Below are 12749 nucleotides of genomic sequence, written 5' to 3' on the forward strand. Positions count from 1 at the left end.
GTAATTTTCAGAGCTGCAATAGTACGCAGGCCCATCAAATAACACAAATTCATATTTTTCATTATTTGCATTCCTATGTGGAATACAAATACAATTCAGCATGGATACCGAATCACTCAAAGCCTTTCTCGCCGTCGCCGAGCTCCAGTCATTCTCGTTCGCTGCGGAACAGCTGCACATAACCCAGCCTGCGGTAAGCAAACGAATCGCCGCGCTGGAACGGCAATTAAGTTGTAAATTATTCGACCGCATAGGGCGCAACATTCATTTAACCGAAGCTGGGCGCGCCCTTATGCCCCAAAGTCGGCGGATTTTACAAGATATTAAAGAAGCTGAGCGCAGTATTCACGACCTGCGCGGGGCAGTCAGCGGTCGCCTCTCCATGGGCATCAGTCATCACATTGGCCTCCACCGCCTGCCGCCGGTATTACGGGAGTTCAGCCAGCGCTACCCAGAGGTAAAACTCGACATCGACTTTATGGACTCGGAGCTTGCCCACCAACGCATTTTGCACGGCGAAATGGATTTGGCGGTAATCACCCTATCCCCCAGCGACGAGCAACAATTGCTCTCAATCCCAATCTGGGAGGACCCGCTCTCAGTCACGGTCGCGGTAGACCACCCACTCGCCCAGTTCAAAACAGTCAGCGCAGAAATGCTCAGCCAGCACATTGCGCTGCCGCCGGGCTTAAACACCTACACCGGGCAAATTATTAAGGATCTATTCGACCAACAAGGTCTGAGTATGAATATCGGCATGTCGACCAATTATTTGGAAACCATCAAGGTGATGGTGAGTATTGGCTTGGGCTGGAGCATATTGCCACTCACTCTGCTCGACGACTCGGTACTCGCTCTGCAATGGCAAGGCCAGGCATTGTCGCGCACCCTTGGCTGTGTTCATCATCGCAGCCGCAGCCTGTCTAATGCCGCCGAGGCTTTTATTGCGCTACTACTTGCCGCCCGCACTACCCCGCTAAAATAAATTTATCACCGAGGCCGCAACCGCGGCTTTAAACTCAATAGCAATTCACTCATGGTTTCTGGCGTATCGGCGTCTTGATAAATACCGTGATCTTCTACCAACAGCTCTCGAACACAATCCACACGACTGCGCAGAATTGATTTGGCACCGACATCCCCCGTCAAAGCGCTCAACAGCGGCCAAAAATCTCGACCAAACGCCACGGGGTGCCCACGCTGCCCATGACACACTGGAACCACTATTTGATTAGCCTGCGCCGCCTGCGCAACGGCTTGCAAAGACGCAATTCGTAGCAGCGGCAAATCAACTGGCAAAATCAATACCGCCTCGGCGGTGCCTGCCGAGGCGAGCGCCGCCACCCCATCGGCAATGCTGTGCCCCATACCCAAATTCGCATTAGCGGATAAAATACAGGGCGCATCAATTTTGTCCGACACATCGTCGTCGGCATCAAGCACTACGCTAGCCTCCAAGCCAGCTTTACGTGTCCGCCTCACCATAGCATTCACCAGCAAACCACCGTGAGGTAGCTTAGTAAAACGCTTATCGGCCGCGCCATAACGCCGACTTTTACCTGCGGCCAAAATTAATATTGGTAAGCTCATTAGCTTGTGATGCCCACAGCTTCAACTTGCTTATGAGCTGCCCGCAGCTGTGTCAGTTCCGCCATAATCGCCACGGCGATTTCCATTGCCGATTTACTGCCAATTGGTAAGCCTACCGGCGCATGCAATTGCTGCAACTGGGCGTCAGTTATATCAAGCTCTTTTAAGCGCACGCGCCGCTTGTCTGAAGTACGCTGCGAGCCCAGCGCACCAACATAGAAAAGCGATTGTGTGAGTGCCTGCATCAGAGCCATGTCGTCAATACGCGGGTCATGGGTCAGAGTAACGACCGCAGTATAGCTGTCGCCATACGCGCTTACCGCATCATCTGGCATATCTGCCAATAATTCAGCGCCACTCACCGACCACTGGCTACGGCGATCTTCGCGGGGGTCACAAACCAAAACGCGGTAGTCCATCGCCAGTGCAATTTCAGCAATACAGCGCGCCAATTCATTCGCGCCGATCAGCAATAGCTGAAAGCGCGGACCAAAATCCTGCCGCAAACATTTGCCATCTATGCCCAATGTTTGACAGCTATCAATGCATTCAAGCAGCCACTTACCAGTATGCAAATCAACCGTTCGGCGAATCGGTTGACGCGCGGCGAGCGCATTGGATAACTCCTGCAATTGATCGCAGCGCACTGGTGTCGGCGCTAAAGGCTCAAGTAAAATATGCATACGGCCGCCACAGGGCAAACCAAAGCGCTCATTTTCTTCAGGGCTTACCCCGTATTCCAATATTACCGGGGTCGTCACAGCCAGCTCACCACGCTGTAATTTGGCGAGCAACTCATCCTCTATACAGCCACCTGAAAGTGAGCCATGCACATTACCGTGCTCATCTAAAGCCATCATAGAGCCTAATGGCCGCGGTGACGCACCAAAGGTTTTAACGACCGTGCACAGCCAGCCCGATTCTCCACGCTGTAAAAATGCCAATGCCGCCGCCAATACTAATTGATCTACTGTTTTCACTCGCTCGACCTTACTTTATTCCAGCCAAAAAAAACGCCGCTTACGCGGCGTTATAATCTATCGTCTCTGGGACTAAATTAATACCAGCGGTAAGTTGCCTGCAATGCAACAGTACGAGGGGCATCGATAAAGCCATAGTGACCTGGCGCGCCGAATATGCTGTTCGCCAGTGGCGTGTCATTTGAGTAAGAGATTGTGGTTTCATCGGTCGCATTCTTAACCAATAAAGCCGCTTCCCAACCCGCCGTTACGTCAGACAAGGAAAAGCGCAAGTTAGTCTTAACATAAGCATCTTGCTCTTGGCTCGGATCAAGGTTCTGAGACGAGTTAAATGCACCAGTGAATACAAAGTCAGCGCCGCCGCGGAATTCCAAATCTTTGCTCACCATAGTGGTGTAAACAAAGGTCATGTTACCCGAGTAGTCTGCCACATACTGGTTAGTCTTACCCTTGTAATCACAGTAGGGATTGCCATCAACAATATAATCAGGCGTTTGGCCTTGGTAACACTGACCATTAGCAAAATCGGTAAACTCGAAGTCCAAGATTGCCAAAGCACCGGTCATCATCAAGTTTTCGGTTAGCGCCATACGGCCATCAAGTTCGATACCCATGGTTTTTGCCGCACCGGCATTACCGACGTTGAAGCCCAAGGTACCATCAAAGATACTGACCTGAAGATCATCGTACTGGGTGTAGAACGCCGCCACATTCAGCTCAGCTGCGCCATCCAGCAAAGTTGTCTTGGCGCCCGCTTCCAAACTAGTGGCCTGTTCTTCATCATACTCGAAGCTACCTACTAAAATGATTGGCGCAGAGTCAGGATTTTGTAAGGGACGAATCACATTGGCCTCAGGCGATGCATTGGAACGCGCATCGTAACCCCCTGACTTATAACCAAGGCTTGCCGTTGCATACAGCATCACATCGTCGCTCCAGTCATGCTGGATATTTAACGATGGCGCGAGGTTGCCGCCAGTGCGCTTGCCTTTTAGGTCGTGACGTTCTGCCGAGAAGTTTTTCGCCACAACGGTATCAATTTCACCCTCAGGACGAATTTCACCGGTAGTGATGTCGCTGAAGTTAAGGCTACGCGCCCCCTCTTTCTCTTCATAAGAATAACGCAGACCGAGGGTTGCACGAGTCAAATCAGACATATTCCACGTCGCCTGCACAAAACCAGACAACAGCATAGTGTCAGACTTAAAATTACGTGGAGTTCCTAGGTTAAGAATTTCATCACCCGCATCACCGACACCACCCGCAACAACCGGCACACCGTTGATTGTTGGACCACCTTGCGTATCAAACGGCGGACGCTCACCGCGAGCACCACCCTCTTGAATATCAGCTGCATTTAAAAGCTGAGGGAGAATATCGCTCTCTACACGGATACTGTCAAAGAAGTCCAAAGAGCTTTGCTGATAGAAGGCACCAGCAATAAAGTCAAAGGTTTCGCCCACGGGTGACACCCAGCGAATTTCCTGACTAAACTGACTGTACTCTTCTTCTGCGGCAACACTGAACACCGAGGCGCCGGTGAAATCACAGTCACATAGCTCAGAAGTTTCGTAACCTAAAATACCGGTAATAAAGGTAAATGTGTGTTCACCCCAAGCGTAATCAACATTCAAGGTGACATTATGAGTGTCGTTGTAGCTGTAATCACCGTTCGATGAGCGCTTAAAATCTTGGTAGTTGTTGAGCACCGATGAATCTGCATCAACCGTTACAAGATTTACAGGGCCAACATCTATTGTTGTAAAATCCAAGATCTCACCATAAGTGCGGCCCGTGAATGCGCTGGTCGATGAGTTAGATGGGTTATCATTGATAATTTCAATCTGGCGACCATTAACGTCAAATTGACCAACTTCTAATTTTAGTGCTGCAGTTAAATTCGCGGTCGCATCCCATTCAAACATGGCGCGAATAGTTTGCTCATCACGCTGGGGCTCATCACGATTTAAGGTCAGGTTTTCCATGTGACCATCAATTTCGCGCTTACGAATCGCCAAACGACCACCGATGGTGTCAGTCATTGGACCAGACAAAACCAAATCGATGACCCGCTCATTCGTTTCCACTTCGTAAGTCGCAGATGCTAGACCTTCAAACTCCTGGCCTGGACGCGCCGAAATCAAACTCAAGGCACCAGCAATACTGTTTTTACCAAACAAAATGTTTTGCGGACCGCGCAGTACTTCAACCCGCGCCAAATCCAAGAACGGTGCACGAGTCAGCTGCGCACGGCCATAGCTGACACCATCAAAATACATACCCACGGACTGCTCAAAGCCCGGGTTAATACCCGAGCCAATACCGCGAATATAAATATTAGTACCGATACCGGTTTCAGACATTGTAAGGTTAGGGACATAAGCTTGCAGGTCTTCAACCTTGCTGATGCCCGCTTCCATCATCTTATCGCCAGATACCGCATTTACTGACACAGGAACGTCTTGGAGACTTTCGGCGCGTAAGGTGGCCGTAACGATAACTTCTTCGAGCACCCCAGCGGCTTGGCTGTGTGCCGAACACAGCAGGAGACCAGCAGCTAAAGCGGATAAGCGAAAGTCGGAAATAGTTCTTTTCAAGGTCATATGACCTCCAGATGCAGTTAATTTTTATGTGCTGCCAACTAACTAAGTTAGCCAGTTGAACTAGCGGCCTATATAAAGTAGCCGTTATTATACGTTGCTACCAAAATGTTTGCATCGAAAACATATAGCATTTTGGCTTTTAGTTCAATGAATTAGCATTTTTTATCAGTATAGCTATTATAGCAACTAGAAATAATCAGCGAAGCACTTAAATGCAATACGTAAATGCCGCAAAAGCGGCATTTACTTTACCATTTTCGACCAGCCCCCAATGAGAGCTGGTCGCCATTTTTACCAACGATAGCTGGCCTGCACCGCTACACTGCGGGGACGCTCAATGAAGGCGTAATGACCAGTACTACCAAAGCTACTCTTCGCCAATGGCGTGTCATTAGAGTAGGAAATCACATCCTCGTCAGTCAAGTTCTTACCTACCAAGGCCACTTCCCAACCTGACTTCAGGTCCGCAAGCGCTAGACGGGCATTCACTTTTACGTAGCCGTCTTGCTCCTGACTCGGGTCTAAATTCTGAGAGGAGTTGTAGTCATCAGTAAAGACAAAGTCAGTGCCAGCACGCAACTCCATGGCATCACCAAATTCGCGAGTATAGGTAAAGGTAACATTACCCGAGTAATCCGCTACGTACTGATTGGTTTTACCTTTGTAATTACAGTAATTAGCCGTAGGAGTGACCTTATCTGGAGTCTGGCCTTGGTAGCACTGACCGTTTTCAAAATCAGTAAACTCAAAGTCCAAGAAAGCCAATGCAGCACTCATCATCAAGCGGTCGGTAAGCGCAAAACGGCCATCCAATTCGATACCTTTAGTCTCGGCGGCACCGGCGTTACCCACATTAAAGCCGAGGGTTCCGTCAAAAATACTCACTTGGAGGTCGTCATATTTAGTAAAGAAAGCCGCGATATTTAATTCGCCACGCCCGTCCATGAAGCTGGTTTTTGCACCCATTTCAAAGCTGGTCGCCTTCTCTTCATCGTACTCAAACGAACCTGAAATCGAAGCACCAACTGGGTTGGGAGCCGCACTTGGCGACGCATTAGAGCGCGCATCAAAGCCACCCGATTTATGACCGATACTCGCCGTTGCATAGGCCATCACGTCATCATTAACGTCAAACTGCACATTTAATGACGGAGCTACATTGCCGCCATCTTGGCTACCTTTGAGATCGTGACGCTCCATTTTAAACACACTCGCAAGCACCCCATCAACGGTACCTATCGGACGCACTTGGCCATTCAGATCAGCAACAGAAAGGCTTCTACTACCCTCCTTTTCCTCGTAGGCGTATCTAACCCCCAAAGTCGCTCTCACGCGATCAGAGGCATTCCATGTAGTCTGCCAAAAGACCGACCAAAGCTCCGCATCGCTCGTAAAGTAGCGAGGTGTCGTCGTATTTGAAATTGCATCTCTCGCGGCATCACCTGCCGCTGCAGATCCACCACCGGCAATGACTCTTGAGCGAACAGCATTGGGAATAATTGGACTATCAATCAAGATTGTATCAAAGAAATCCAAGTTACTTTTTTGATAGTACATACCACCGATGTGTTCAAAATCACCGCCAGCCGCAGAGACCCAGCGAATTTCCTGGCTGTATTGGTCGTAATCTTCTTCAAATGGCACACTAAACACTGGCGCGCCTGTAAAGTCGCAGTCGCACAATTCAGCAAACTCATAATGCATCAATCCAGTTATAAACGTTAATGTACTTTCGCCGAGGGCGTAATCAACATTTAAAGTCAGATTCTTGGTGCGGTTATTACTGTAGTCACCATTAGACGATCGTTTGTAATCTTGTTTGGTATTTAAAACCGATGAGTCCGCACCAAATGACGCATTCAAGGCCTGGGCATAAGTTGCCCCCCCCAATATCACCGAGGGCTGATCATTAATAATTTCTACCTGCCGTCCGAGCACATCAAATTTGCCCAACTCAAACTTAAGCATCGCGGTAAGGTTTTCTGTAGCATCCCAATCGAGGATTACGCGAACGGTGCTCTCATCGCGCTGAGGTTCATCGCGATTCAAGGTCAGATTTTCAATATAGCCGTCCATCTCACGCTTGCGCAGCGCTAATCGCGCACCAAGGGTGTCAGTGAGTGGACCCGAGACCATAAAATCAATAACTTTTTCGCCATGGTCCGGCTCGTACAAACCAGAAATCATGCCTTCATCTTCTTGGCCAGGGCGAGCCGAAACCAGACTCAAAGCACCTGCAATACTATTTTTCCCGTAAAGAATATTTTGCGGGCCACGCAATACTTCGACGCGAGCTAAATCTAGAAATGGCGCCCGGGTAAGCTGACCACGACCATAAGAAATGCCATCGAAATACATACCCACCGATTGTTCAAAACCGGGGTTAATACCCGAACCGATACCGCGAATATAAATATTGGTACCGATGCCCGTTTCCGACATTGATAAGTTAGGCACATAGGCCTGCAGGTCTTCGATTTTATCGATGCCCGCTTCGGCCATTTTCTCACCCGACACCGCATTTACTGATACCGGCACGTCCTGCAAACTCTCGGTACGCAGGGTAGCCGTGACGAGCACTTCTTCAAGCGCCGGCGCGGCGAATACGGCAGTATTTGCACAAAGCCCCACGGCCATGGCCAAGGGCACTAAATGGCGATTCGATTTGGAATGATTTCTCATCAATGTCTCTCCCAAGAGATTTATTGTAATTATTTCCGCTCCATTAGCGGTACATCTAGTACACGCATAAGGGCTAATACACAGTCTAGTCGGGAATTCGCCAATGTAAAATGTGAATAACCCCTATAAGCGCAGCTGAATGGCGCAAGACATGATACGAATAGTAGGGTGGCTTAGATCAGTAATAATGGCTTGGAAAGTTACTAAAAAACACCCAACACGAGACCAACGGCAAGCGCCGCGCCCAAGTCCTCCGCATGTCGAAAGGCCTCCGCGCTTGGGTCGCCAAAACAAACAACGGGGTCGGCAACCATGCGCCACCCAAAACCTTTAGCAATACGCTCCCACTGCCGCAGCGCATTGCTGCCATCGTTACCAGTACAAATACACACGCCGTAAGGCCGAATTAGCTCCCTCGCCAGCACTGGGTAATAACTGCGGTCAAAAAAATCCTTCATCCCACCCGCAATAGCGCCGAAGTTTTCCGGCATGAAAAGCAAAAGCCCATCGCACCATATTACATCGCGGGTACCCGCCTCCGCTGCCCGCAACAAACGGACATCAACCTCCGATTCAGCGGCTAACGCAGCGGCTCGTGCGGCGTAGGCCAAGCGCTCATTTCTACCGGACTGGCTGTGATATACAATGAGTAAATGTTTGGGTTTATTGTCATCCACAAGTAATACCTGAGTTGCCGCATGCTCGGCAGCGGAAATACTGAGACCAAAGCTTTACGCGCTAGCGCGAAATTAAGGACACGATGTTATGAAATTTTTACACACAATGATTCGAGTTAAAAACCTCGATGCGTCATTACATTTTTATTGTGAACTACTCGGCCTCAAAGAAGTACGCCGCTACGACAATGACAAAGGCCGCTTTAGTTTGATCTTTCTCGCAGCGCCCGAGGATGTCGAAACCGCCCAAAAAACCCAAGCACCAACCATCGAACTTACTTATAACTGGGACCCAGAAGATTATCAAGGCGGCCGCAACTTCGGCCACCTCGCCTTTCTAGTCGACAATATTTACGAAAGCTGCAAGACGCTGCAGGCTGGCGGTGTAACCATTAGGCGGCCGCCTAGAGATGGGCATATGGCCTTTGTCCGCTCTCCTGACAACATCTCCATAGAGTTATTGCAGCGCGGCGATGCGCTCTCGCCCCAAGAACCGTGGCTATCTATGCCAAATACCGGGGAATGGTAATAAACTAAAAAAGGCCAAAAAACCAGCCGCCGCTTTTCAGTTCTTTTTCACATCGGGCGAGCTGCGCGGTATACGTTTGGGAGCGCGACGAGACTTTACTCGCGACGCGCTTTAACCACGGCTTGTTATTATAAGTGCGTCTTTTGAAGCCGCCATGCCCCTCGTGATAAGCCATATACAAACTATAGCTATCAGTGGGGCTAATCCCAACGGTGCGGGTGCTCACATTGTTATACCAGCCGATAAAATCGATGGCGTCAGCAAAATCGTCGCGATCTGCCCCCCAATTCCCGGACTTATCAATATACCAAGCCCACGTTGAATCCTTCGCTTGAGCATAACCATAGGCATCTGACATACGACCAGCAGGGATAAAGCCCAACCAGTACTTTTTAGGTGGCTTAGCTTTAGCCACGAAAGCGGATTCCTGATACATAATCGACATCATAATTGGAATTGGTGAATTCCATTTTTTTGATGCCGATTTCGCATCGCCATACCAGTCGTCTTTTTCCTTAAAAATGGCGCAGATATCACCGGGATTACGCGGCGGTGAAGTCGTACAACCGCCAATGACCACCAGCAGCAGTAAAAGCCCAAAAATCCTCATACATTTCCGCCATATTCGGCAAACAACTGCAGTAATTCCTGCTCATTTATCACTTTCACCCCTAGCGCTTCGGCTTTGGCCAATTTCGATCCCGCGCTAGCACCGGCTGCGACGCAATCCGTTTTTGCCGACACGCTGCCCGCGACTTTCGCGCCCAGTGTTTGTAATTTTTCTTTTGCATCGCCCCGTGTCATCGACTCCAAATTACCAGTCAACACCCAGGTTTGACCTGCCAAAGGCTGCTCGCCACCCGCCTGGCTGGCGGCGGGCCAATGAACACCCCGAGCTATCAGCAAATTAATCACCTCACGATTATAATCGCTGTTCAGAAACGCATGAATGTGGCTCGCCACAATCGGCCCCACGTCTGGGACAGCAAGCAAAGCTTCTTCGCTGGCAGCCATCAAGGCCGGCAACTCGGCAAAGTGATTTGCTAAATTCAAGGCAGTGGCCTCACCGACCTCCCGAATACCTAGCGAGTACAGAAATCGCGGCAAGGTCGTAGACCGTGATTTTTCTAAAGCGGCCAAGACATTTTCCGCCGACTTTTGGCCCATGCGATCAAGACCGGCTAACTGCTCGAGCTCTAGCGTGAACAAATCCGCCACAGTGTCGATCATGCCGGCATCAACTAATTGTTCTACCAGCTTATCGCCTAGCCCTTCAATATCCATGGCCTTGCGACTGGCAAAATGTTTAATCGCCTCTTTGCGTTGGGCACCACATACCAGACCGCCAGTGCAGCGTAATACCGCTTCTCCTGGCGCCTTTTCCAGCGCACTATCACAAACAGGACAACGCGCTGGCGGATTTATCGCCTGCGCGTTTATAGGCCGTCGCTCGAGAACCACCTGTACGATCTGAGGGATGACATCACCGGCGCGACGCACCACGACATAATCACCAATCATTACGCCAAGACGATCGACTTCGTCGAAATTGTGCAGCGAGGCATTACTGACCGTCACTCCCCCTACAAATACTGGCTCCAATTTGGCAACAGGCGTGACCGCGCCGGTGCGGCCAACTTGAAATTCTACATCCCGGAGCTGGGTAATCTCTTCCTGCGCCGGAAATTTATGGGCAATTGCCCAACGCGGTGCACGGGAAACAAAGCCCAAGCGATCTTGCAATGCCAATGAATCAACTTTAAACACGATACCGTCAATGTCATAGGCTAAATTATCGCGACGCGCCAAAAGATCTCGGTAGTATTCAAGACAGCCTTGAATCGAGTTCACCACCCGTAATTCAGGACTAACCAAAAAGCCCCAATCCCGCAATCGCGCCAAGCCTTCGCTGTGACTTGCAAACCAAGGTTCACCGTCACCTTGAGCAATACCATAACAACTCATTTCAAGGGGACGAGTCGCGGTAATTCGGCTGTCAAGTTGACGCAGGCTACCTGCCGCTGCATTCCGTGGGTTTACAAACACCTTGCCGTCACTATTGCGCGCCAGCTCATTTATTCGCGCGAAACCGGCCCGGGGCATATAGATTTCGCCTCTTACCTCTAACTCTTCCGGCCATCCAGTGCCGCGTAATTTCAGTGGAATCGACGCGATGGTTTTAACGTTCTGAGTAATATCCTCGCCCACCCGACCATCACCACGGGTTGCGCCCCGCACCAAAACACCATCGACATAGAGCAGGCTTGCAGCTATGCCGTCTAATTTCGGTTCGCAGGCATACGTCAATTCAGCACTGTCTTTTAAACGACTTTTAATCCGCTGATCGAAGTCCAGTAGTTCTTCTTCAGAAAACACATTATCGAGAGACAGCATGGGGGTTTCGTGACGAACTTGATTAAAGGCCGCCAATGGCGCCGCGCCAACTCGCTGGCTCGGTGAATCAGCGCTCTGCCATTCTGGATGGGCTGCTTCAATTTCCTGTAACTCGCGAAACAAGCGATCGTATTCCGCATCGGGAATGCTTGATTCGTTGAGAACGTAGTAATGGTAACTATAAGTGTGAAGTCGTTCGCGAAGCACATCTAAGCGCTCGCGCAGGGAGGGTTCAGCCATTCAGGACGCCGTTGTTATAGTGGATTGCGCGGCCGCCACACTCACATAAGAGTGAGCTGGCGACGCTCAAAATCGCGAATTCGCTGTTTATAATGCTCAAGTGTTTGCTTGGTCGCCACACTGTGGGTCTGATCGCGCAACTCGCCGTCGAGGTTTTTGACTAAGCAACGAGCCGTCTCGACCATAGCTTCATAGGCCTTCATACTGTCGGCAGGGCCTGGTAGATGCATAAAGAAAACGACGCCGGGCGTACTAAAATCCTCTATTTCATCCAAGTCAAAATTACCTGGCTCCACCAAATTTGCCACACTGAATTGGATTTCCCCACTGCCATCGGCATTTTCGTAGCGATGAAAAATGTTCATTTTGCCGTAGCGTACGTCGCAGGCCATTAATATCTGTAGTAAATCACTGCCTTTAAAGGGCTTGCCGCTTGGCGACATTGCATTGATTACAATTAATTCTTGATGCGCAGTAGGTGTCGACTGAGCCGATTTCAGGGATTTGGCCTCATTTTCTGACTGGCGCTCAGCACCAGCTGTTACAGGTTTGGCTTCACTGCGGCGGGGCTCCCCAAGTTCCTCGCCATCGTCTAAGTCGCCACTCCAACCAGCATCGACATCGTGCCTTTCATCTGACTCTTCCGAATCATCGACGACCTTGCGAGCGTACTCCTCAGCGGGGTCGCGAAATAGAATGTCATCATCTGCAGCGTCGTCTACTGGGCTCGCGACAGGTTCCTTGCGTGCAGTACCTGATCCGCCCGGCGCGCGCTTAACATGCAAGCTTGGCTGTTCGCGCACGGCGATCACTCGCGCAGCACCACCCGGCAACTCCGGGTTCACTAGGTCGTCATCCGCTTCGCTGCGCGCTTTCGGCGTTAAGCGAATGGTATCACTGCGGTCTTTGTGCATCCGCCGATAGCCATCTAGCAAAACTGCCAATGCTAGCAGTGAGCCAATTATAATTAACCAATCTCTGACACTGAGGTCCATTATTTAGCCCTTTTGGCCCTTACGACCGCATCCCCGTTAATACGCTGTGGCCTTGGATG

The 12749-nt window shown here is 50.2% G+C and carries 10 protein-coding genes; 2 read left to right on the forward strand and 8 right to left on the reverse strand.

What is annotated here, in order from left to right; all coding sequences use genetic code 11:
* Window positions 1-100 precede the first annotated feature (100 nt).
* A complete protein-coding gene (locus ABYT30_RS00325) occupies window positions 101-985 on the forward strand; it encodes a LysR family transcriptional regulator (RefSeq protein WP_373078505.1) in 885 nt (294 codons plus the stop codon).
* A gap of 5 nt (window positions 986-990) precedes the next feature.
* On the opposite strand, the gene ABYT30_RS00330 is transcribed toward ABYT30_RS00325, so the two are convergent.
* The 5 genes from ABYT30_RS00330 to ABYT30_RS00350 form a co-directional block, all read right to left on the reverse strand.
* Window positions 991-1590, reverse strand: a complete 600-nt coding sequence (locus tag ABYT30_RS00330; RefSeq protein WP_373078508.1) for an NTP transferase domain-containing protein — start codon at window positions 1588-1590, stop codon at window positions 991-993.
* Window positions 1590-2570, reverse strand: coding sequence for an XdhC family protein (locus tag ABYT30_RS00335; RefSeq protein WP_373078510.1), 981 nt, complete (start codon window positions 2568-2570; stop codon window positions 1590-1592). Before ABYT30_RS00335 ends, ABYT30_RS00330 begins: the two co-directional genes overlap by 1 nt.
* Before the next feature lie 77 nt (window positions 2571-2647).
* Entirely contained in the window at window positions 2648-5173 is a 2526-nt protein-coding gene (locus ABYT30_RS00340; RefSeq protein ID WP_373078511.1) for a TonB-dependent receptor, read from the reverse strand.
* A gap of 291 nt (window positions 5174-5464) precedes the next feature.
* Window positions 5465-7855: a TonB-dependent receptor gene (locus ABYT30_RS00345; RefSeq protein WP_373078514.1), complete on the reverse strand. Its 2391-nt coding sequence runs from the start codon at window positions 7853-7855 to the stop codon at window positions 5465-5467.
* 203 nt (window positions 7856-8058) lie between these two features.
* Window positions 8059-8532, reverse strand: a complete 474-nt coding sequence (locus ABYT30_RS00350; RefSeq protein ID WP_373078515.1) for a flavodoxin family protein — start codon at window positions 8530-8532, stop codon at window positions 8059-8061.
* Window positions 8533-8620: 88 nt separating this feature from the next.
* Here ABYT30_RS00350 and gloA point away from each other — a divergent pair, with 88 nt between their 5' ends.
* A complete protein-coding gene (gloA, locus tag ABYT30_RS00355; protein ID WP_373078518.1) occupies window positions 8621-9061 on the forward strand; it encodes a lactoylglutathione lyase in 441 nt (146 codons plus the stop codon).
* 4 nt (window positions 9062-9065) lie between these two features.
* Here gloA and ABYT30_RS00360 read toward each other — a convergent pair whose 3' ends face one another.
* From ABYT30_RS00360 to zipA, 3 genes are read right to left on the reverse strand one after another with little or no spacing between them, the layout of a single operon-like run.
* The gene (locus ABYT30_RS00360; protein ID WP_373078521.1) at window positions 9066-9671 is read right to left on the reverse strand and encodes a transglycosylase SLT domain-containing protein; all 606 of its coding nucleotides are present in this window, start codon (window positions 9669-9671) and stop codon (window positions 9066-9068) included.
* On the reverse strand, window positions 9668-11695 hold the full coding sequence (ligA, locus tag ABYT30_RS00365; protein WP_373078522.1) for an NAD-dependent DNA ligase LigA: 2028 nt from the start codon (window positions 11693-11695) through the stop codon (window positions 9668-9670). The genes ABYT30_RS00360 and ligA overlap by 4 nt, the downstream gene beginning before the upstream one ends.
* 41 nt (window positions 11696-11736) lie before the next feature.
* Window positions 11737-12690 (reverse strand): cell division protein ZipA, encoded by a 954-nt coding sequence (zipA, locus tag ABYT30_RS00370; protein ID WP_373078523.1) that lies wholly within the window; start codon window positions 12688-12690, stop codon window positions 11737-11739.
* Between the last annotated feature and the right edge of the window lie 59 nt (window positions 12691-12749).

The sequence above is a fragment of the Zhongshania sp. genome (genome assembly GCF_041623545.1).
Classification (GTDB): Bacteria; Pseudomonadota; Gammaproteobacteria; order Pseudomonadales; family Spongiibacteraceae; genus Spongiibacter.

Excerpts from the sequence above, each read along its gene's own strand:
- zipA (WP_373078523.1), bottom strand. The coding sequence starts at position 12,690 with ATGGACCTCAGTGTCAGAGATTGGTTAATTATAATTGGCTCACTGCTA.
- gloA (WP_373078518.1), top strand. The coding sequence starts at position 8,621 with ATGAAATTTTTACACACAATGATTCGAGTTAAAAACCTCGATGCGTCA.
- ABYT30_RS00325 (WP_373078505.1), top strand. The coding sequence starts at position 101 with ATGGATACCGAATCACTCAAAGCCTTTCTCGCCGTCGCCGAGCTCCAG.
- ligA (WP_373078522.1), bottom strand. The coding sequence starts at position 11,695 with ATGGCTGAACCCTCCCTGCGCGAGCGCTTAGATGTGCTTCGCGAACGA.
- ABYT30_RS00360 (WP_373078521.1), bottom strand. The coding sequence starts at position 9,671 with ATGAGGATTTTTGGGCTTTTACTGCTGCTGGTGGTCATTGGCGGTTGT.
- ABYT30_RS00340 (WP_373078511.1), bottom strand. The coding sequence starts at position 5,173 with ATGACCTTGAAAAGAACTATTTCCGACTTTCGCTTATCCGCTTTAGCT.
- ABYT30_RS00345 (WP_373078514.1), bottom strand. The coding sequence starts at position 7,855 with ATGAGAAATCATTCCAAATCGAATCGCCATTTAGTGCCCTTGGCCATG.
- ABYT30_RS00330 (WP_373078508.1), bottom strand. The coding sequence starts at position 1,590 with ATGAGCTTACCAATATTAATTTTGGCCGCAGGTAAAAGTCGGCGTTAT.